Source organism: Nonomuraea sp. NPDC049378 (assembly GCF_055586745.1).
In genome coordinates this window covers 41,340-60,542 of record NZ_JBVJHP010000035.1, presented here as the reverse complement: position 1 = coordinate 60,542, position 19,203 = coordinate 41,340, and the positions used below count along the sequence as shown (strand labels likewise).

The following is a 19,203-nucleotide window of genomic DNA, read 5'->3' as shown; positions in this document are numbered from 1 at the left end:
ATGGGGAGGACGGCGCCCGCGTCATGCGCCCTCCTCGCCCGCCCCCAGCGGGAGCACGTCGAAGTGCACGACCACGCGGCCCGACGCCGGCTCCGACGAGGTGTCCGGTGACGCGTCGGCCTTACCGTCGGACAGCGCCCGATAGCGCTCCAGGACGGCGTACACCTCGTCCTTCAGCCTCATGGTCTCCTCCGGCGTGAGCTGGAGCGACCGCCGCCCGAAGGCGCTCGCCCGCACCCACTCCTCGGGCGCCGCCGCCTCCTGCTGCCGCCACCGGGCCAGCTCCGCACCGCGCTGGCGGACGAGGTCGTCGAGCAGGAACTCCATCGCGCTCGCCGCCTCGGGATCGGCGGGCGGGTCGCCGAAGGAGAAGCCGCCGGGCGTGATGCGCCAGTATTTCTCCTTGCCGCGCCCCATCTCGGGCGCCACTTCGATCATGCCGTGCCTGGCCAGCTCTCTCAGGTGGTAGCTCGTCGCGCCGGTGTTGTGCCCGATCAGGGCGGAGAGCTTGGTGGCCGTCGACGGCCCGTGCTCGTCGAGCAGCTCGTAGATCCGCAGGCGCAGCGGGTGAGCGAACGACTTCAGCGCGTTCGCGTCGAGCGTGCGGGCGGAATAGCTCTTGCCTCTCGTCACCATGCAAGCCTATCTTTGCAAAGATTTCCATGCACACTTTTCCTTACACCCTACCGGAGTGAACCATGGCGGGTCTTGGGCGTTCGTTCGGATATCTGTGGTCGTCCACCGCGCTGTCCAACCTGGCCGACGGCCTGATGAAGGTCGGCGCCCCGCTGCTGGCCGTGTCGATGACCCGCTCCCCCGTGCTGGTGTCGCTGGTCGGGGCCGCGGCGACGGCGCCGTGGCTGCTGCTGGCGCTGCACGCCGGCGCGATCGCCGACCGCTTCGACCGCCGCCGCATCATGGTCGTCGCCAACGCCGCCCGCGCCGCCATCCTCGCCGCCGTGACCGTTGCGGCGGTGCTCGGCCGGCTGAGCCTGCCGGTCATGCTGGCCGCGCTGCTGCTGGCCGGCGTCACCGAGGTGTTCGCCGACACCTCGGCGCAGTCGATCCTGCCCATGACCGTGCCGAGCCACCACCTGACCAGGGCGAACGGCCGGGTGTCCAGCGCCCAGATGATCGGCAACGAATTCGCGGGCGCCCCGCTGGCGGGCCTGCTCGTCACGGTGGCGCCCGCCGCCCTCTTCGGCGCCCCCGCCCTGCTCTACGCCGCCGCGGGCCTGCTCCTGCTCGGCATGCGGGGGGCCTACCTGGCGCTCCCCACGCCCGCGAAGCGGCCGCTGCGGCATGACATCGGCGAGGCGCTGCGCTATCTGTGGGCCCACAAGATCCTGCGGAGCCTGGCGATCTCGGCGGGCCTGCTCAACCTCGCCAACGCCGGCTACTTCGGGGTGTTCGTCCTGTGGGCGGTCGGCGACGGCTCGATGATGGGGCTGGAGCCGGGCGAATACGGCCTGATGACGACGGCGTTCGCCGTGGGCGCGATCTTCGGAGGGCTGCTGTCGGGTCGCGCGGCGGGGCTTTTCGGGGAGGTCGGGACACTCGTGGGCGCGTGGCTCATCAGCAGCCTGATGCTCCTGGTGCCCGTGCTCGTCCCCTCCCCCTGGGCGCTCTACCCGACCGCCGTCCTGTGGGGCCTGGTGGGCGCGGCGGGCAACGTCCTGGTGATCTCGACCCGGCAGCGGCTGATCCCTGCGGAGCTGCTCGGACGGGTCAATTCGGCCTACCGGCTCGTCGGCATGGGCGGGATGCCCCTCGGAGCGGCGCTGGGCGGCGTCGTGGCCGAGCTCGCGGGCGTCGGGGCTGTCCTGGTGGGCGCCGCCTGCGTGTGTCTGGCAGCGGTCGGGCTGGTGTGGCGCGCTGTGTCGGATCGAATTTCCAGGCCGTTGACCAGCACACCCGCACATTCCGACATATCCAGATCACGTTAGGCACCCAAAGGCCTGTGTTGAGGTGACATGATTGTCCCCGAGCTTGAGGGGATGGTATGCGGGAGATCGGCGGACGGTACCTCCTGAACGAGGAGGCCGGTCGTGGGGGTATGGGCGTCGTCTGGCGCGCGTTCGATCAGCTCCTCCACCGTACGGTGGCGCTTAAGGAGCTGACCTTGGCCGGCGAGGCCGAGATGGTGCGCCGCCGGGTGCTGCGTGAGGCCAGGATGGCTGCCGGGCTGACGCACCCCAACATCGTCACGGTGCACGACCTGATCGAGGAGGGCGGCAAGCTCTGGATCGTGATGGAATATCTCGACGGGCTCTCGTTGCACCAGTTGCTCTCCCAGGTGGGCACGCTGCCCGCGCAGTCGGTGGCGGCCATCGGCCAGCACCTGCTCGCCGCGCTGCGCACCGCCCACCAGGCCGGCGTGCTGCACCGCGACGTGAAGCCGGCCAACGTCATGCTGACCGGTGACCGGGTGGTGCTGACCGACTTCGGCATAGCGACCGCCGAGGGCGACATCCGCATGACGACGTCGCGGCGCCTGCGCGGCACGCCCGCGTTCATGGCGCCCGAGCGGCTGCACGGCGGCCCGGCCAGCAAGGAGGCCGACATGTGGTCCTTCGGCGCCACCCTCTACAGCGCCGTCGAGGGCCAGCCTCCCTATCCGGGGCAGGACGCGGCGACCGTGCTCGGCATGGCCCGCAGCGGCCCCTATCCGCCGCCGCGACGGGCGGGCGTGATGCGCCCGCTGATCGAAGGGCTGCTCCACCACGACCCCGTGCGCCGCTACACCCTGGAGCAGACGGCGGGTTTATTGGCGGGCATGCGCGCCAGCGCCTACCAAGCAGCCATCTGACGCCCCCGCTCCGATCACCGGGCGGGGGTCTCGCGCGTCGGCGGTCAGTCCTTCTTGACCCGGGCCTCCGCCTCGGCCGCGTCCATGGCCGCCGCCTCCTCGGGGGTCGGCGCGGTGCCGCCGAGATGGGCGGGCTGCCACCACACGCCCTGCGGCACCTCCGGATAGGTGCGCTGCGCGCGGTCGACCAGCTCCGACAACCGCGTGTGCAGGTCCGTCACGTGATCGTTGACGTTCTCGCCGCGTTTGGGGTGCATCGGCTCGCCCACCAGGATGGTGAGCGGCACATGCCGCTGCAGGAGCTTCTTCGGCCGCCCCTTGGTCCACAACCGCTGGCTGCCCCACAGCGCCACCGGGATCACCGGCACGTTGGTCGCCTGGGCCATCCGGATCGCGCCGTTCTTGATCTCTTTGACGGTGAACGACCGGCTGATCGTGGCCTCCGCGAAGACGCCCACGATCTCACCGGCCTTGAGCATGCGCAGCGCCGTCGCGTACGAGCCCGCACCCGCCCCCCGGTCGACGGGGATGTGGTGCATGCCCCGCATCAGCGGGCCGGAGATCCGGTGCTCGAACACGTCCTGCTTGGCCATGAAGCGCACCAGCCGCTTCGACGGCAGCGCGGCGAACCCGGCGAAGATGAAGTCGAGGTAGCTGATGTGGTTGCTCACCAGCACAGCTCCCCCCGTCTGCGGCACGTGTTCGGTCCCCTCCATGTGGAAGCGGATGTCGAGCACACGAAAGAGGGTCCGCGCGGCGGCGATCACCGGCGGGTACACGATCTCAGCCATGACCAGAAGGTAGCTGTTCGGGCGGGTCTCACGGTAGTCGGGACCCGGGGCGCGGGTGGCGCCCCTCCTGGCCGCGGCCCGGGCGCCCGTGCTCGCGTGGGCGGCCTCCGTCCAGCTCCGACGCTTGCGTGGTGGTCAAAACGGGCAGATGTACACACCATGAAGAAGCTCATCAACGCGGCGGACTCCGTCGTCGAGGACGCGCTGAAGGGCATGGCCGCGGCCCATCCCACGCTGCGGATCCGCGACCAGGTGGTCTACCGGGCCGATGGCCCGCGCCCGGGGAAGGTCGGCCTGGTGTCGGGCGGCGGGTCGGGGCATGAGCCGCTGCACGCCGGTTTCGTCGGGTACGGCATGCTCGACGCGGCCTGCCCCGGCGAGATCTTCACCTCACCGGTGCCCGACCAGATCATCGAGGCGACCAGGGCCGTGGACGGCGGCGCCGGCGTGCTGCACATCGTCAAGAACTACACCGGCGACGTGCTCAACTTCGAGATGGCCGCCGAGCTGGCCGAGGACGTCGAGGTGGCCAGCGTGCTGGTCGACGACGACGTGGCAGTCCAGGACTCCCTCTACACGGCGGGCCGCCGCGGCACCGGCGCGACCCTGTTCGTCGAGAAGATCGCGGGGGCGCTGGCCGAGGAGGGCGCGCCGCTGAACGACGTGGCCGCCGTGGCCGGCGCGGTCGACGAACGCAGCAGGTCCTTCGGCATCGCGCTGACCTCGTGCACGACGCCGCACGCGGGCAAGCCGACGTTCGACCTGCCGGAGACGGACGTGGAGCTGGGCATCGGCATCCACGGCGAGCCCGGCAGGGCCAGGGTGCCGATGGCGCCGGCCCGCGAGCTGGCGGCCACCGCCATGGACGCGATCCACGGCGACCTGCCGTTGCAGGGCGACCTGCTCGTCATGGTCAACGGCATGGGCGGCACGCCCCTCATGGAGCTGTACGTGGTCTTCGCGGAGGTGGCGGCGTACGTCCAGGGCAAGGGAGCGCGGATCTCACGGTCGCTGGTCGGCAACTATGTGACGAGCCTCGACATGCAGGGCTTCTCCGTCACCGTCTGCCGGCTCGACGACACGCTGACCCGCCTGTGGGACGCCCCAGTCGACACGCCTGGCCTGCGATGGTGACGTCTCCGGTCCGCGCCGGAGCGCAGCGCGCGACGACCCGATCCGCCAGGACACCTCTTGAAGGGAGGGAGCGCGGGCTCCCCCGCCGGCTGAGGCGGGCGGGGCACCCCGCGCGCATCCGATGGACACCGACCTGTTCGTGGCCTGGTTCGAGGAGACGGCCCGGCTCGTACGCCGCGACCGCGACCGCCTGACCCGGCTCGACGCGGCGATCGGCGACGCCGACCACGGCACCAACCTCGACCGCGGGCTCACCGAGGTCTGCAAGGCACTCACCGAATGGCCGCCCGAGTCGCCGGTGCAGGTGCTGACCTCGGCGGGCACGGCGCTGATCCGCCGCGTCGGCGGCGCTTCCGGGCCGCTGTACGGGTCGGTGTTCCGGCAGATGGGCAAGGTGCTGGAGTCGCCGGTGACGCTGGCCGGCTTCTCGGCGGCGTTCGAGGCGGGCGTCGTGGCGGTCGAGCGGCTGGGCAAGGCCGCGCCGGGCGACAAGACCATGGTGGACGCGCTGGCGCCGGCCTCGCGGGCCCTGGCGCTGGCCGTACGCGATGGGGTGGGGGTCCGCGAGGCGTTCGAGCAGGCGGCACGGGCCGCCGCGGAGGGGGCCGAGGCCACGATCCCGATGCAGGCGCGCAAGGGCCGTGCCAGCTACCTGGGCGAGCGCAGCATCGGACACGAGGATCCGGGGGCGGCGTCGTCGGCGCTGTTCATGGCGGCCCTGGCGAGCGTGGCGTCATGACGGGCCGCACGGAAGACGCCGGGACCGGCCCTGCGATCATGAACGCGGGAGGTGCCGCGGCCGGGCGCTGTGGAGGCGTGACGCGGCGGGCACGGGCGTGCGCCGCCGGTGGGGTGGCGTGATGGTGGGGCTGGTGCTGGTCTCGCACAGTGCCGGGCTGGCCGCGGAGGCCGTGGCGCTGGCCAAGGGGATCGCGGGTGCCGGGGTGCCCGTGGCGGCGGCCGGGGGCACGGAGGACGGCGGTCTCGGCACGAGCGTGGACCTCGTCGAGGAGGCGGTGCGCGGCGTCGACCAGGGGGACGGGGTGGTGCTCATCCCCGACCTGGGCAGCTCGGTGCTGACCGCCCGCCTGCTGGAGGAGGACGGGCACATCGTCGTGGCGGACGTCCCGTTCGTGGAGGGCGCGATCGCGGCGGCGGTGGCGGCCGGCGCGGACGCACCACTCGCCGACGTCCTCGCCTCGGCCGAGGAGTCCCGCACCTTCCGCAAGCTCTGACCCGCCCGCGCAGCCGTGGGAGGGTCCCCCTGACCGCCCACGGGAGGCATGAAGGTCAGTGGGACGTGAAGGCGTTCTCCAGCCACCAGGAGGCGTGGTCGCGGGTGATCCTGGCGTGGACCAGCAGCGGACGTTCCCGGGGGCCGTCGAGCCAGGCGGCCACGCCCGCCAGGTCGGCCTGCCCGGTGACCGTGACCGCGTCGAGCCCGTGCCCCCTGGCGATGGCGGCGAAGTCGGCGGGCGGGAAGGTGACCGTGCCGAGCGGGTGCCCGTGAGGGCCGAAGTGGTGGACCTCGGCGCCGTACGCCTCGTCGTCGTAGACCACGATCACCATGGGCAGGCCCAGCCGGACGACGGTCTCGAGGTCGGCGAGGCCCATGAGGGCGCCGCCGTCGCCGAGCGCCGCCACCGGCAGCCGGTCGGGGCGGGCCACCGCCGCGCCGATCGCCGTCGCGAGGCCCAGCCCGATCGACTGGAACGCCTGGGTGAAGCAGAACCCGAACTCGTCAGGGACATCGATCAACATTGAGGGGTATCCCATGAAATTTCCGGAATCGGGAGAGACGATCCGCTCCTGCGGCAGCAGGTCGTCCAGCCCGATGGTGAGCGTCCTCGGGTCGATCCGGCCGCCCGCGCTCTCGTCGTCGTACGGGACGTCCCGCCAGCGCCCCTCGGCCCGGATGCGCCGCCCGATCTCGGGCGAGCGGTAACCGCCGGCTCCGGCGACGCGGGCGGTCACGGCTCGCGCCACGGCGGCCACGTCGCCGACCACGCCGAGGTCGGGAGACGTGTACGCCGTGAAGACGCCCGGGTCGAGATCGACCTTCACCACCTTCGTCCCCGGCGAGATGAGGCCGCCGTGGCCGGTGGTCCACGTGTTGAGCGCGCATCCCCATCCGACGACGAGGTCGGCGCCCCTGATCAGCTCGGTGGCGAGCGGGGTGGCGAAGCCGCCGCTCACGTCGAGGTCCCAGGGGCTGCCGCGGAACAGGCCCTTGGCCACCGCGGAGGTCGCCAGCAGCGCGCCCACCCGGCCGGCCAGCCCTTCCAGCTCGCCACGCGCGTGCCGGGCTCCGCGCCCGGCGATGAACACCGGCCGCCGGGCCGCGCCCAGCAGCCGCGCCAGGTCGTCGAGCGCCTCGCCGTCCCCGGGCCGGCCCGCCGATGTGGACGCGGTGACAGGCCGTACGGCGTCATCCCAGGTCGAAGGAGGGTCGAAGGGGGCGGCCTGGACGGGGAGCGGCAGGTTCAGCAGGACCGTACGCCGCTCCTCCACGGCCACCCGGAAGGCCTCGGCGACCTGGGCCACCGCGGTGCCCGCCGAGGTGACCCGCATCGGCGCCGCCCCCACCGCCGTGGCCAGCGCGTCCTGGTCGACGTGGAAGTTGGAGTGCACGTCGGTGGCCTCCCCGGCGAGCACGATCAGCGGCGTGCGGCTCTTGGCCGCCTCGGTGATGCCGGTCATCGCGTTCGTCAGCCCCGGCCCCTGGTGCACCGACACCACCGGGACGCGCCCGCTCATGCGGGCGTACGCGTCGGCCATGGTGGCGGCCCCGCCCTCGTGGCGGGCGGCGATGTAACGCACGCCGTGGGCCACGAGGGCGTTGGTGACGTGGAAGTTGCCGCTGCCGACCACCCCGAAGGCGGTCTCGACCCCGCAGGCGGCCAGGGCCCGGCCCACGGCCTCCGCGACGATCAACGTTCGACCAGGGCGAGCACGCGCACCGGGCTGCCGGAGCCGCCCACGATGGGCAGCGGCGGCGCGAGCACCACGGCGCCGGTCACGGGCAGGCGGTCGAGGTTGCGCAGCTGGGTGAGCCCGTATTTGCCGGCGCCGAGCAGGAAGGAGTGGCAGGGGAAGGGCGGGGTGAAGGAGTGGGCGGCGCCCGCGTCGGTGCCGACGGTCTCGACGCCGAGCCCGGCGATCGGCGTCTCGGCGGCCAGCCACTCGGCGCACTCGACGGAGATGCCGGGCGTGTGGGAGCCGTTCAGGAAGTCGTCCTGGTCGCCCGAGCGGGTGTCCCAGCCGGTGCGGTAGAGCAGCCAGCCGCCGTCGGGGAGCGGGCCGTTGGCGCGCTCCCACTCCTTGACGTGGTCGATCCGCAGCAGGAAGTCGGGATCCTTCGCCGCCTCGTCGGCGAAGTCGAGCACGACGGCGGGCGCGATCAGGCTGCGTGGCGGCACCTGGGAGACGTCCTCGCCGTCGCGACCGGTGATCCAGTGCACGGGCGCGTCGAAGTGCGTGCCGGTGTGCTCGCCCGTGTGGATGTCGTTCCAGTACCACGCGGGGCCGCGGTCGTCGTAGTGGCTGATCTCCTCGAGGGAGAACCGGATCGTGTTGCTGAACGGCTCGGGCAGCTGGAGGATCGGCGTTCGCGACGACAGGGGCGCGGTGAGGTCGACCACCTCGATCGCACCGCCGCGCACGCTGTCGACCAGGCTCTTCAACACCGACATGACTTCCTCCTTCGTGGGCTGTGCGCATCCTCCTACGCACGCCCTACCCGTGCCAACCTCTCACGTTCAGCCCTTGAGGCCGCTGAAGCTCATGGTCGCCACGAAGTGGCGCTGCGCCAGCACGAAGGCGGCGACCAGCGGCAGCACGGCCACGACGTTGCCGGCCATGAGGGCCGACCACTCGGTGTGCCGGGCCCCGGAGAAGGTGGCCAGGCCGAGCTGCAGCGTGTAGCTGTCCTCGGAGGAGATGGCGATGAGGGGCCACAGGAGGTCGTTCCAGGAGCCGAGCAGCGTGAACACGACGAGCGTGGCCAGCGCGGGGCGGGCCAGCGGCAGCACCACCCGGAAGAACACGCCGAGCCGGGAGCACCCGTCGATGGTCGCGGCCTCCTCCAGTTCCTTGGGCAGCGACAGGAAGAACTGCCGCATGAGGAACACGCCGAACGCCGACGCCAGCCACGGGACGATGGCCGCGCCGAGGGTGTCGATCAGGCCCAGGTTCTTGAACAGCAGGAACGTGGGGATCATCAGCACCTGGGTGGGCACCATGATGGTCGCCATGAGAGCGCCGAAGGTGAGCCCGCGGCCGCGGAAGCCGATCCGGGCGAAGCCGTAGCCGGCCAGCGAGCAGAGCACCACGTGCCCGGCGACGGCCGCCACGGCCACGATCACCGTGTTGGCCAGCCAGAGCGGATAGTCGTCCTCGGTGAAGATGCGGGCGAACCCGGCCGTGGTGAAGTGCTCGGGCCAGAGCTTGGGCGGGTAGGTGTTGATGTCGCTGTCCGGCATGAACGCGGTCAGCACCATCCAGACCAGCGGCGCCACGAACAGCAGCGCGGCCGGCATCAGGAACAGGTGGGCGAGGTGGCGCCGTCTCATCGCGCGCTCCTCCAGAGGACGGCGCCCGAGATCGCGAGCGTCACAAGGAACAGGACGTAGGCGATGGCCGTGCCGTAGCCGGAGTGGAACAGCTGGAAGGCCTGCCGGTAGAGGTAGAACACGATCGTGGTCGTGGAGTCGAGCGGCTGGCCCTTCGTCGTGGTGTAGACGAGGTCGAACAGCTGCAGCGCGGTGATCGTCTGCCAGATCAGCAGGAAGACGGTCGCCGGGCGCAGCTGCGGCAGCACCACGTGGCGCAGCACGTGCCGGCCCACGCCGCCGTCGACCCTGGCCGCCCCGACCAGCTCGCGCGGGATGTCCTGGAGCGCGGCGAGGTAGACCACGGCGGGCATGCCGACGCCGCCCCAGATCGAGATCAGGACGAGCGTGAGCATGGCCTGGTCCGGGTCCTGCAGGAACCCCATGGCGGGCAGGCCGACGGCCTTCAGCCCGGCGTTGACGATGCCGAAGTCGGGGTCGAACACGAAGTTCGCGAGGATGCCCGTGGCGGCGGCCGAGACGACGTAGGGGACGAAGAAGCAGGTGCGGTAGAAGCCGATGAGCCGGATCTTCAGGTTCAGCGCCAGTGCCAGGGCCAGCCCGAGCACCACCGATCCGGGCACGAACAGCACCGTGTAGACCGCCGTGTGCCCGGCCGCCGCGGCCAGCTCGGTGTCGCCGAGCATGTCGCCGTAGTTCCGCAGCCCGACGTAGTCGCCGCCGGTGAGCAGGTCGCCGTCCCGCAAGGAGAGCAGCAGCGCCCACACCGCGGGGAACAGGCTCAGTCCGACGATCACCAGCGTGGCGGGCAGGACGAAGCCCCACCCGGTCAGGTCGGGCAGCAGGCGGCGGGCCCGGTGCCGCCGGCCGCCCGCCCGCGCGGCGAGCACCGTCATCGGGCCCGCCCGAGCACCGTGCCGGCCTCGGTGGCGGCCGTGGCCAGCGCCTCCTGCGGGGGCGTGCCGCCGACCAGGGCCTCGCTGATCGCGTCGCCGACCTTCTCGGAGAACTCCGGGTACGCGGGCAGGTGCGGCCTGGCCTGCTTGGCGTTGTCGAGGTTCGCGGTGAACACGTCCATGTCGGGGATGTCCTTGACGAACTTCTCGTACGCCGGCAGCTCGGTCGTGGCCTTGCGGATCGGCAGGTTCCCGAGGCCGAGCGTCCACCGGGCGTCCTGCTCGGGCCGGGTGAGCCAGGTGAGGAAGCCGGCGGCGGCCTTGGCACGGCGCGAGCCGTTGTCGAACACGACCCAGTTGTCCGGCCCGGCGATGGTCTCGTGGTTGCCGTTGTAGCCGGGCAGCACCTGGACGCCGTACTCGATCTTGTGGTCGATGATGTCGAGCAGCGCCCACGGACCGGCGATGATCATGCCGACCTTGCCGCTCTGGAACAGCGGCAGGAACTTCTCGCCGTTCTGATCGAGATAGACGGACTTATCCTGGCGAGCCATGGCGCTCCACAAGCCGAGCGCCTGCGCCGCCTGCGGGGTGTTGAACGCCGGCTTCCTGCCGTCGGGCGTCACGATGGCGCCGCCCTGCTGCCAGATCATCGGCCAGAACCGCCACACGGTGTCCTCGGTCCCGGTGACGGGGTACGCGGTGCCGTACACGCCGTCCCTGGTCAGCTTCCTGGCGGCGGCGCGGAAGTCGTCCCAGGTCCAGTCCTCGTCCGGGTACTCCAGACCGGCCGCGTCGAAGAGCTTCTTGTTGTAGATGACGCCCAGGTTGTCGACCACCGCGGGCACGCCGACGACCTTGCCGTCCACCTCCGACACGGCCCGCTCCGACGGCCAGAAGTCGTCCCAGCCGAACTCCGGCGCCTTCACGGTGGCGGTCAGGTCGTACACCTTGGGGTTCTTGGCCAGGTGCGGCATCCAGGTGCCGTACATGTAGGCGATGTCGGGCGCCTTGCCGCCGGCCAGCACCGCCTGGACCTTCTGCAGCATGTCGTCCACGTTCGTGGTGCCCACCGCGGGAGTGATCTTCACGTCCGGGTGGGCCTCGTTGTAGTCGGCCGCCAGCTCCTCGATGACCTTCGCCTGGGTCTCGACCTGGCCGTGCCACCAGGTGATCTCGACCGGCCCGCCGGCCTCGTCCGGGGAGGACGAGCCGCAGCCGGCCAGCAGACCCGCGACGAGGAGCAGCGCCGCCGCGCCGTGAACCTTCATGACCGCCTCCTGAGCGATGCGGGGAGCAGGTCGCCGTGGGCCTCGAAGAGCGCCTCGCACAGGGCGTCGATCCGTTCGACGGTGAGGGAGGCGGCCGTGTTGGGATCGGCCATCATGGCGTGCCGCACGTGGTCGCGGCGGCCCTCGGTGACGGCGCGCACGGTGAGCTCGTTGACGTTGACGTAGGCGCGGTTGAGCGCCGCGCACTGGGCGGGCAGGTCGCCGACCGCGAGCGGCCGCACGCCGAGCGCGTCGGCGACGCACGGCACCTCGACCACGCAGTCCGCCGGCAGGTTGCCGACCAGGCCCCTGTTCTGGACGTTGCCGTAGACGGTCCGGGTGGTTCCGGTGGCGATGCTGTGGATGATCTGCGGGGCGTATTCCATGGTCCCCTCCACGGTGATCGGCCGGCCCGCTCTGAGCGCGTCGCGGGTGGCCTCGTACTGGCGCACGTTCTCCTCGCTGATGCCGACGTAGGCGCCGACGGGGATGCGCAGGCGCTCGATCTCGGCCTCGTCGTGCAGGTACCAGGGCACGTACTCGGCCGAGTGCTCGCTGGTCTCGGTCGGGTAGTAGCCGAGCCTGCGGTACATGTCCACGCGCACCCGGCGCAGCAGCCCGGGGTCGCGGGCGATGGCCTCGTCCAGCCGCGGGTAGAGGTCCTCGCCGCCGGACTCGAAGCGCAACATCCACGACTGGTGGTTGACGCCCGCCGCGAGGTACGACACGTCGTCGTACGGCACCCCGACGAGCTCGGCCAGGTCGTGGGCCGTCCAGTAGATGGAGTGGCACAACCCGACCACGTTGCGCACGGGGGTGGCGGCGGCCAGGTACCACACGTTCATGGCCATCGGGTTGGTGTAGTTGAGCAGCCACGCGTCCGGGCAGATCTCGGCCATGGCCTGCCCGATCCGCTCCAGCGCGGGGAACGTGCGCAGGGCGCGGAAGATGCCGCCCACGCCGATGGTGTCGGCGATGGTCTGGCGCAGGCCGTGTCGGGCGGGCACCTCGAAGTCGACGCGGGTGGCGTCGATCATGCCGACCTGGATCATGTTGATCGCGAAGTCGGCGCCTTCGAGCGCCCGCCGCAGGTCGCGGTCGGCGGTGATCGTGACGGGGCGGCCGGCGGCGATGGCGCGGGCGGCGGCCTCGGCGGTGTTGAGCCGCTCGGCGTGGATGTCGTGCAGCGCCACCTCGAACTCCCCCAGGTCGGGGAAGGCGACCAGGTCCGCCAGCAGGCCCTGGGTGAACTCGACGCTGCCTGCGCCGAGAAAGACGATCTTCATAGTTCTTCCCACGTGGGTTGGGCGGCGGTGCCCCCGGCCGCCTGGGTCGAAAGGGAGCCGCAGGTCACGGCCACGCGCAGGCATTCGGGCAGGCTCATCCCGCGCAGCCGGGCAGCGACGAACCCGGCGTCGAAGCTGTCGCCGGCGCCGACGGTGTCGACCGGCTCCACGCGCACGGCGGGCGCGCGGGTCAACCGCCCCCGCTCCCATGCCAGCGCGCCGTCGCCGCCGTTCTTGACGACCACGGCGGGCCCGAGCGCGCCCAGCCGCGCCGCGGCGGCCTCCACGCTCTCCGGACCCGTACCGGACGGTCCTGCGCCGGCGGACGAGCGCGCGGCGAGGTTCCGGGCGAGGTTCCGGGCGATGTTCACGGCCTCGGCGGCGTTGGGCAGGAACACGTCCACCTCGCCCAGCACCTCGCCGACGCCGTCCCATGCGCCCGCCGGGTCGTCGTTGGTGTCCAGGGAGGTGGTGGCGCCGCCCCGCCGCTCCCCCGCCAGGAAGCCGGGCAGGCCGGCCGCCAGCGCGGGTTGCAGGAAATAGGACGACACGTGCACGTGCCTGGCCAGGCCGCGCGGCACGTCGTCCACGGTCAGGTCGGGCAGGCAGCCTGGCGAGGTGAGGATGGCCCGGTCCGTGCCGTCGGCCAGCACGACGGTCATGGCGGTCGGCCGGGGACCGATCACGCAGTGGGAGACGTCCACCCCGCGCTCGGCCATGACGTTCAGGGCGAAGCGCCCGGCCGCGTCGTCGCCCACGCGACCGGCGAACGCGGTGCGCAGGCCCAGCCTGGCCGCCCCGCACGCGGTGATCGCGCCGGACCCGCCGAGGACCAGGTCGCCGCCGGAGACGAGTTGCTCGCGCTGGCCGTACGCCAGCCCGCGCGGCGCCCCTGAGAGCACCACGTCGGGGTTGGCGTCGCCCACGACCAGCAGGTCGAAGTCACGCGCCACGGCAGGGTACGCGGTAGGCGCCGAGCTCGTACTTCTTCTTGAGCGAGTTGAAGTTCTGAGCGTTGGACCGGGAGCAGAAGGCGGCGGGCGCGAGGTTGTACTCGACCTGGAACACCGCCTTGCCCGCCTTGACGAACTGGTCGTAGCCGTGGTCGCCGCCGTTCTGGGCGGTGGTGCACTCGGTGTACTGCCAGCACTCCTCGTTCACCGCGAAGTCGAAGTACGGCAGGAGCCGCGGGATCTGCGCCACGTCGTTCTTCAGCGCGACGGACAGCCCTCTCTTGTGGGCCTCGTTGGCGAACCAGGCGTTGTAGGCCAGCTGGTCGGCCGCCCTGAGCGGGAAGCCGCTGTCGTTGCTGTACGCGTCGACGTTGTCGGGCTCCACCGCGTCGAATCCGGCGGCCTTGCACATGTCGAGTCTGGTCTTCATGATCTCGCCGAGGGGACCGGCGTACGCGCGGATGTCCAGCCACCGCTCGCCCTCCCACTCCTCGAGGGGCGAGCCGAGCACCTCCTCGGGGAAGCGCCCCGCGTCGGGGCGCCAGTCCTCGAACGTGCCGGCGCTGATGTAGCAGACGAGGCCGCGGTCCGGCCTGCCGGCCTTGAGCGACGCGACGATCGTGCCGTCCTCGGCGGCGTCGAAGCCGTCGATGTCGAACATCTGCACGTTCGGATAGGGCTTGGCGGGAAGTGAGGAGAGCTGCCACTGCCAGCTCGTCCTCGGTGCGGGCTGCCAGCAGCCGTCGCACGGGACCGGCGCGGGAAGGCCGCCGGCGGGTGTCGCCGCCGGGTTCACAGCCGGGGTCGACGCGGTGGCGGGTAGGGGGAGGGACAGTGCGGCCACCAGGGCGGCGGTGGAGATCAGGGCGGGAAGACGCATGGACACTCCTCGCGAACGACACGGTTCGGGACAAGTGGCGATGCGCGCTGTTCCGCACTCTCCGCTGCGTGTCCGGGCCAGGGACACCGGAGTGGCGTGGCCCATACCGTAGGACGTCACGCCAGCACGCTCAGGCATGCCTCCCTTCTCTTGCCCGCCAGAATTGCGCGTTTCTGCTCTGTTGTCCAGACTTTGACGCATAAAGGCGTCATGCAGGAGTCCACTCCGCGCATCCGCCGGTCTGGAACGCCTTGTCCGTGGCCTCGATGGTGACCGTGGCGGCGCCCGTCGGCATGCCGGTCGCGATCACGTCGCCGTCCGCGCTCCTCATGCGGGCCCAGTAACACATGGTGAACCCGGCCGCCGGCCCGGACGTTCCGTAGGTGCCCGGCTGGACGTCCCTGCCCACGACGAGGGTCCGCAGGGACGCGGGATTGCCGGCCGGCGCGGTGCTCGCGCCGCCCGTCTGCACGGGCCCTGTCTGCGCGGGCCCGGTTGGCGCGGGCTGTGTCTGAGAGGGAACGGGCTGCGAGGGAACGGGCTGCGAGGGCGCCGTCTCGGAAGGCACCGGCTGCGACGGGGCCGTCTGGGTGGGCCCCGTCTGGGTGGGCGCCGTGGGCTCGGGCGCACCCGTCACCTCGGTCGTCACCGTGATCCTGGACGGGGGCGCCTCCGCCGGCGTGCTCGCGCCGAACCCCACGAACACCCCCAGCAGGAACCCGAGAAGGGCGGCGAGCCCCGACACGAGCAAGATGATCGTCGGACTGCTCGTCGCCCGGGGATACTCAGGTGGAGGAGGAGGCCCGTACATCACGGACCAAGCGTCCCATCATTGTCAACGATGCAGATAGTCGACGAGCGACGCCTTCTCCGTCTCCAGCTCCTCGATCGCGCTCTTGACCACGTCGCCGATGCTGACGATGCCCACGAGCCGGCCGCCGTCGACCACGGGCATGTGCCGGACCCGCTCGGTGGTCATGGTGCGCCGCAGCGACTCGACGTTCTCGCCGGGGCCGACCGTGTGGACCTCGGTTGTCATGATCGCGGACACGGGGAGGTCCAGCACCATGGCGCCACGGTCGTGGAGGCGGCGTACGACGTCGCGCTCGGAGACGATGCCCTCGATGACGGCCCCGTCGCCGGAGACCACGACGGCTCCGATGTTGTGCTCGGCGAGCTTGGCGAGCAGCTCCCGCACGGTCGCCGCCGGGGCCACGGTCGTGACCTCACTGCCCTTGTCGCGAAGGATCGTCCCGATGAGCATCTGCATCACCTCTGCACCTCAGTGTTCCAACCCCTGCGTCAAGGCAAACTGCCCCCTGAGGAAGGAGTCAAGCGCTCACGTAGGCTGCCTGCCATAGAGCACGTCCGGCACGAAGGGGACCGCCGCATGAACGAGCCGCTCAACATCGGAAGCCACGACCTGCCCGTCACCGACGAGCTGGCCACGTTCATGCGGACCGGCTGGGGGCCGGCCAGGCGGGACGACGTGCGCGCGCGGCCGATCGCGCCGTGGGCGGCCAAGCGCCGCGCCGCGCTGGCCGCGCGCTTCCCCGGCGAGCGGCTCGTGATCCCGTCGGGCACGCTCAAGGTGCGCAGCAACGACAGCGACTACCGGTTCAGGCCGCACAGCGCGTACTCCTACCTGACGGGCGCGGGAGAGTCCGACGACGTGCTGGTGATCGAGCCGTCCGGCGAGGCGGTGTTGTACGTCAGGCCGCGCGCGCCGCGCGAGGAGGGCCAGGAGTTCTACCGCGACCGCCGCTACGGCGAGTTCTGGGCCGGTCCCAGGCCGGACCTGGCGGAGGCCGAGGAGCTCTACCAGCTGCGCTGCGCGCACATCCGCGATCTGGAGCTGGAGGGCCGCCCGGCCAGGGTGCTGCGCGGCGTGGACCCCTCAGTGGACGCCTCAGTGGATGCCTCAGTGCATGCCTCAGTGGACGTGCGGGGGGCGGCTGGTGACGGCGACGCCGAGCTGGCGTCCTTCCTGTCGGAGATGCGGCTGGTCAAGGACGAGTGGGAGCTGGGCGAGCTGCGGCACGCCGTGGACGCGACGGCACGCGGATTCGAGGACGTGGTCCGCGCGCTGCCGCAGGCGCTCGGGCACCCGCGCGGCGAGCGTTACCTGGAGGGCGTGTTCGGGCTGCGGGCACGGCTGGAGGGCAACGCGACCGGCTACGACAGCATCGTGGCCGCCGGGTCGCACGCCTGCGTGCTGCACTGGATCCGCAACGACGGCCGGCTGTCGCCCGGCGACCTGCTGCTGATGGACGCGGGCGTCGAGGCCGACACGCTCTACACCGCCGACGTCACCCGGACGATCCCGCTGTCGGGGCGCTTCAGCCCGATCCAGCGGCAGGCGTACGAGCTGGTGTACGAAGCGCAGACGGTGGCCATCGCCACGCTCAGGCCGGGCGCCCGCTTCCGCGACTTCCACCTGGCGGCCATGCGCGTCATCTGTGACGGCCTGCGCGACTGGGGCCTGCTGAAGGGTTCCACCGACTCGCTCATGGACAGCGGCCTCTACCGGCGTTACACGCTGTGCAGCAGCGGCCACATGCTCGGTCTCGACGTGCACGACTGCGCGCGGGCGCGGGCGGAGGTCTATCTGGACGGCGTGCTGGAGGAGGGCCACGTGCTCACCGTGGAGCCCGGCCTTTACTTCCAGCCCGACGACCTGACGCTGCCCGAGGAGCTGCGCGGCATCGGCATCCGCATCGAGGACGACCTGGTCGTCACCGCCGGCGGCGCCACCCTGCTGTCCGGCGGGCTCCCCCGCCACCCGGACGAGATCGAGTCCTGGATGGCCACCCTGGCGTAACGGGCCGGTCACGTTTCGTGCGGAGCTGACAAGGTGTGAGCTGCGTCTCATACCTTTTCCTCAAATTACCGGCAGAGCATCGACTGCTGGACAGCCCGTCAGTAGGGTGACTGATCCGTAGGCGGCGGAGGTGGTCAGCTGATGGCCTTGTCCGGGTTCGTCGGACGTAGGGCCGGGTCGGTGCTCGGCCAGGTCGGTGACCTGTTCGTCATCGTCCTGGAGGGGCTGCGCCGCAGCTGGGACGTGCGCCGCTGGTGGTGGGAGTTCGTCGACCAGTGCTGGTTCCTGGCCCGCGTCACCAGCGTGCCCGTGCTGCTCGTCTCCCTGCCGCTCGGCGCGACCGTGGCGCTCCAGGTGGGCGAGCTGGCCTGGCAGCTGGGCGCGGGCTCGGCCACCGGCAGCGCCGTCTTCGTCGGCCTCATCCGCGAGGTGGCGCCGCTGGCCAGCGCGCTGCTGATCGCCGGCGCCGGGGGCAGCGCGATGACGTCCGACATCGGCGCGCGCAACATCCGCGACGAGCTGAGCGCGATGGAGGTCATGTCGGTCAACCCGATCCACCGGCTGGTCACTCCGCGCATGTGGGCGGCCAGCACGATCGCGGTGTGCCTGTGCCCGCTGGTCATCCTGGCGGGCGCGGGCGGCGGCTACTTCTTCAACGTCATCGTGCAGGGCGTCACGCCGGGCGCGTACTTCGACGGCGCGCTGTCGCTGGTCGTCGCCTCCGACCTGTACGTCACCCTGTTCAAGGCGTGGATCTTCGGGTTCGTCGCGGCGGCCGTCGCCTGCTACAAGGGCATGACCTGCGCGACCAGCCCGGTCGGCGTGGGCCGGGCGGTCAACCAGTCGACCGTGGTGACCTTCATGCTGGTGTTCACGTTCAACTACGTGATCTCGGCCGTCTATTTCCTGGCCTACCCCCCGAGGTCGCTCTGATGGCCATGACGCGCACGGCAGGTCTCAGGCTCGCCTTACGTGGCCGGGACGTCGCCGAGCGGTTCGCGACGCTGGCCGACTGGCCGCTGTTCGTGTGGAAGGTGCTCTTCTACTCCGTACGCGACGTGGTGTTGCGGCTGAAGTACGCCAAGGTCGTCGTCAGGCAGGTCAGCGACGTCGTCGTCGGCGTCGGGGCGACGGTCATCGGCGGCGGCATGATCTTCGTGGTGTTCACGATGGCGTTCGTCGTGGGCGCGACCGTCGGCCTGCAGGGCTACCAGGGGCTGCAGGCGATCGGCGCCGAGTCGTTCATGGGCCTGGTGGGCTCGTTCGCCAACGTCCGCGAGATCACCCCGATCATCGCCGCCACGGCGCTGGCGGCGCAGGTGGGCTCGTCGTTCACGGCGGAGCTGGGCGCGATGCGCATCTCGGAGGAGATCGACGCGCTGGAGGTGATGGGCATCAACGCCTTCACCTACCTCGTCTGCACCCGCGTGGTGGCGGCGCTGCTGGCGCTGATGCCGATCTATCTCATCGCGTTGTTCGCCAGCTTCTTCGCCACCCGGCTGATGTGCACGGTGTTGTTCGGGCTGGCGCCCGGGGTCTACGACTACTACTTCTACCTGTACCTGCCGGTCAGCGACATCGTGTTCAGCGTCGCCAAGGTGGGCGTGTTCGCCTTCGCCGTCATCGTGATCCACTGCTTCTACGGCTTCCACGCCACCGGAGGGCCGGTGGGCGTGGGCGTGGCGGCGGGGCGCGCCATCCGCCAGTCGATCGTCACGATCGTGCTGCTCAACCTGCTGCTGTCGTACCTGTTCTGGGGCGGCGGGGGCAACATCCCGCTGACGGGGTGAG

The 19,203-nt window shown here is 71.4% G+C and carries 20 protein-coding genes; 8 read left to right on the top strand and 12 right to left on the bottom strand.

The features are described 5' to 3' along the window. Positions 1-21: 21 nt before the first annotated feature. Positions 22-633: an ArsR/SmtB family transcription factor gene (locus ACZ6SA_RS45800; protein WP_465835517.1), complete on the bottom strand. Its 612-nt coding sequence runs from the start codon at positions 631-633 to the stop codon at positions 22-24. Positions 634-698: 65 nt separating this feature from the next. Between ACZ6SA_RS45800 and ACZ6SA_RS45795 the strand changes: the two genes are divergently transcribed. Together ACZ6SA_RS45795 and ACZ6SA_RS45790 are read left to right on the top strand one after the other, a co-directional pair. Further along, positions 699-1,946, top strand: a complete 1,248-nt coding sequence (locus tag ACZ6SA_RS45795; RefSeq protein WP_465835515.1) for an MFS transporter — start codon at positions 699-701, stop codon at positions 1,944-1,946. 56 nt (positions 1,947-2,002) lie between these two features. Further along, on the top strand, positions 2,003-2,809 hold the full coding sequence (locus tag ACZ6SA_RS45790; RefSeq protein WP_347642898.1) for a serine/threonine-protein kinase: 807 nt from the start codon (positions 2,003-2,005) through the stop codon (positions 2,807-2,809). Between the two features lie 44 nt (positions 2,810-2,853). On the opposite strand, the gene ACZ6SA_RS45785 is transcribed toward ACZ6SA_RS45790, so the two are convergent. Then, entirely contained in the window at positions 2,854-3,600 is a 747-nt protein-coding gene (locus ACZ6SA_RS45785; protein ID WP_347642897.1) for a lysophospholipid acyltransferase family protein, read from the bottom strand. Positions 3,601-3,759: 159 nt separating this feature from the next. Between ACZ6SA_RS45785 and dhaK the strand changes: the two genes are divergently transcribed. The 3 genes from dhaK (at position 3,760) to ACZ6SA_RS45770 (ending at position 5,969) form a co-directional block, all read left to right on the top strand. Beyond that, the gene (dhaK, locus tag ACZ6SA_RS45780) at positions 3,760-4,734 is read left to right on the top strand and encodes a dihydroxyacetone kinase subunit DhaK (protein ID WP_347642896.1); all 975 of its coding nucleotides are present in this window, start codon (positions 3,760-3,762) and stop codon (positions 4,732-4,734) included. A gap of 121 nt (positions 4,735-4,855) precedes the next feature. Then, the gene (gene dhaL / locus ACZ6SA_RS45775) at positions 4,856-5,473 is read left to right on the top strand and encodes a dihydroxyacetone kinase subunit DhaL (protein ID WP_347642895.1); all 618 of its coding nucleotides are present in this window, start codon (positions 4,856-4,858) and stop codon (positions 5,471-5,473) included. A gap of 121 nt (positions 5,474-5,594) precedes the next feature. Further along, entirely contained in the window at positions 5,595-5,969 is a 375-nt protein-coding gene (locus ACZ6SA_RS45770; protein ID WP_465835512.1) for a PTS-dependent dihydroxyacetone kinase phosphotransferase subunit DhaM, read from the top strand. A 55-nt stretch (positions 5,970-6,024) separates the two neighbouring features. Here ACZ6SA_RS45770 and ACZ6SA_RS45765 read toward each other — a convergent pair whose 3' ends face one another. The 10 genes from ACZ6SA_RS45765 to ACZ6SA_RS45720 form a co-directional block, all read right to left on the bottom strand. Beyond that, positions 6,025-7,668: a thiamine pyrophosphate-binding protein gene (locus tag ACZ6SA_RS45765; RefSeq protein WP_347642893.1), complete on the bottom strand. Its 1,644-nt coding sequence runs from the start codon at positions 7,666-7,668 to the stop codon at positions 6,025-6,027. Further along, the gene (locus ACZ6SA_RS45760; RefSeq protein ID WP_347642892.1) at positions 7,665-8,426 is read right to left on the bottom strand and encodes a cyclase family protein; all 762 of its coding nucleotides are present in this window, start codon (positions 8,424-8,426) and stop codon (positions 7,665-7,667) included. Before ACZ6SA_RS45760 ends, ACZ6SA_RS45765 begins: the two co-directional genes overlap by 4 nt. Before the next feature lie 66 nt (positions 8,427-8,492). Then, the gene (locus ACZ6SA_RS45755; RefSeq protein ID WP_465835509.1) at positions 8,493-9,305 is read right to left on the bottom strand and encodes a carbohydrate ABC transporter permease; all 813 of its coding nucleotides are present in this window, start codon (positions 9,303-9,305) and stop codon (positions 8,493-8,495) included. Next, positions 9,302-10,201: a carbohydrate ABC transporter permease gene (locus ACZ6SA_RS45750; protein WP_465835507.1), complete on the bottom strand. Its 900-nt coding sequence runs from the start codon at positions 10,199-10,201 to the stop codon at positions 9,302-9,304. The genes ACZ6SA_RS45755 and ACZ6SA_RS45750 overlap by 4 nt, the downstream gene beginning before the upstream one ends. Continuing rightward, entirely contained in the window at positions 10,198-11,472 is a 1,275-nt protein-coding gene (locus ACZ6SA_RS45745; protein WP_465835505.1) for an ABC transporter substrate-binding protein, read from the bottom strand. Before ACZ6SA_RS45745 ends, ACZ6SA_RS45750 begins: the two co-directional genes overlap by 4 nt. Further along, complete coding sequence (gene melA, locus ACZ6SA_RS45740; protein ID WP_465835503.1) at positions 11,469-12,758, bottom strand: alpha-galactosidase; 1,290 nt, start codon at positions 12,756-12,758, stop codon at positions 11,469-11,471. The genes ACZ6SA_RS45745 and melA overlap by 4 nt, the downstream gene beginning before the upstream one ends. Next, positions 12,755-13,711 carry a carbohydrate kinase family protein gene (locus tag ACZ6SA_RS45735; RefSeq protein WP_465835501.1) on the bottom strand — a complete coding sequence of 319 codons (957 nt, stop codon included), beginning with the start codon at positions 13,709-13,711 and terminating at the stop codon, positions 12,755-12,757. Before ACZ6SA_RS45735 ends, melA begins: the two co-directional genes overlap by 4 nt. Next, on the bottom strand, positions 13,701-14,591 hold the full coding sequence (locus ACZ6SA_RS45730) for an endo alpha-1,4 polygalactosaminidase (RefSeq protein ID WP_465835499.1): 891 nt from the start codon (positions 14,589-14,591) through the stop codon (positions 13,701-13,703). The genes ACZ6SA_RS45735 and ACZ6SA_RS45730 overlap by 11 nt, the downstream gene beginning before the upstream one ends. Positions 14,592-14,799: 208 nt before the next feature. Next, on the bottom strand, positions 14,800-15,336 hold the full coding sequence (locus ACZ6SA_RS45725; protein WP_465835497.1) for a hypothetical protein: 537 nt from the start codon (positions 15,334-15,336) through the stop codon (positions 14,800-14,802). Between the two features lie 90 nt (positions 15,337-15,426). Next, the gene (locus ACZ6SA_RS45720) at positions 15,427-15,855 is read right to left on the bottom strand and encodes a CBS domain-containing protein (protein ID WP_347643143.1); all 429 of its coding nucleotides are present in this window, start codon (positions 15,853-15,855) and stop codon (positions 15,427-15,429) included. A 126-nt stretch (positions 15,856-15,981) separates the two neighbouring features. Here ACZ6SA_RS45720 and ACZ6SA_RS45715 point away from each other — a divergent pair, with 126 nt between their 5' ends. From ACZ6SA_RS45715 to ACZ6SA_RS45705, 3 genes are all read left to right on the top strand, one after another. Next, complete coding sequence (locus ACZ6SA_RS45715) at positions 15,982-17,412, top strand: aminopeptidase P family protein (RefSeq protein ID WP_465835495.1); 1,431 nt, start codon at positions 15,982-15,984, stop codon at positions 17,410-17,412. Positions 17,413-17,553: 141 nt separating this feature from the next. Further along, positions 17,554-18,345 (top strand): MlaE family ABC transporter permease, encoded by a 792-nt coding sequence (locus ACZ6SA_RS45710; RefSeq protein WP_465835493.1) that lies wholly within the window; start codon positions 17,554-17,556, stop codon positions 18,343-18,345. Beyond that, a complete protein-coding gene (locus ACZ6SA_RS45705; RefSeq protein WP_347642882.1) occupies positions 18,345-19,202 on the top strand; it encodes an ABC transporter permease in 858 nt (285 codons plus the stop codon). The genes ACZ6SA_RS45710 and ACZ6SA_RS45705 overlap by 1 nt, the downstream gene beginning before the upstream one ends. The last annotated feature ends 1 nt before the right edge of the window (position 19,203 follow it).

Coding starts and splice junctions, on each gene's coding strand:
- ACZ6SA_RS45795 (WP_465835515.1), top strand. CDS start 699: ATGGCGGGTCTTGGGCGTTCGTTCGGATATCTGTGGTCGTCCACCGCG.
- ACZ6SA_RS45790 (WP_347642898.1), top strand. CDS start 2,003: ATGCGGGAGATCGGCGGACGGTACCTCCTGAACGAGGAGGCCGGTCGT.
- ACZ6SA_RS45785 (WP_347642897.1), bottom strand. CDS start 3,600: ATGGCTGAGATCGTGTACCCGCCGGTGATCGCCGCCGCGCGGACCCTC.
- dhaK (WP_347642896.1), top strand. CDS start 3,760: ATGAAGAAGCTCATCAACGCGGCGGACTCCGTCGTCGAGGACGCGCTG.
- dhaL (WP_347642895.1), top strand. CDS start 4,856: ATGGACACCGACCTGTTCGTGGCCTGGTTCGAGGAGACGGCCCGGCTC.
- ACZ6SA_RS45770 (WP_465835512.1), top strand. CDS start 5,595: ATGGTGGGGCTGGTGCTGGTCTCGCACAGTGCCGGGCTGGCCGCGGAG.
- ACZ6SA_RS45760 (WP_347642892.1), bottom strand. CDS start 8,426: ATGTCGGTGTTGAAGAGCCTGGTCGACAGCGTGCGCGGCGGTGCGATC.
- ACZ6SA_RS45755 (WP_465835509.1), bottom strand. CDS start 9,305: ATGAGACGGCGCCACCTCGCCCACCTGTTCCTGATGCCGGCCGCGCTG.
- ACZ6SA_RS45750 (WP_465835507.1), bottom strand. CDS start 10,201: ATGACGGTGCTCGCCGCGCGGGCGGGCGGCCGGCGGCACCGGGCCCGC.
- ACZ6SA_RS45745 (WP_465835505.1), bottom strand. CDS start 11,472: ATGAAGGTTCACGGCGCGGCGGCGCTGCTCCTCGTCGCGGGTCTGCTG.
- melA (WP_465835503.1), bottom strand. CDS start 12,758: ATGAAGATCGTCTTTCTCGGCGCAGGCAGCGTCGAGTTCACCCAGGGC.
- ACZ6SA_RS45730 (WP_465835499.1), bottom strand. CDS start 14,591: ATGCGTCTTCCCGCCCTGATCTCCACCGCCGCCCTGGTGGCCGCACTG.
- ACZ6SA_RS45720 (WP_347643143.1), bottom strand. CDS start 15,855: ATGCTCATCGGGACGATCCTTCGCGACAAGGGCAGTGAGGTCACGACC.
- ACZ6SA_RS45715 (WP_465835495.1), top strand. CDS start 15,982: ATGAACGAGCCGCTCAACATCGGAAGCCACGACCTGCCCGTCACCGAC.
- ACZ6SA_RS45710 (WP_465835493.1), top strand. CDS start 17,554: ATGGCCTTGTCCGGGTTCGTCGGACGTAGGGCCGGGTCGGTGCTCGGC.
- ACZ6SA_RS45705 (WP_347642882.1), top strand. CDS start 18,345: ATGGCCATGACGCGCACGGCAGGTCTCAGGCTCGCCTTACGTGGCCGG.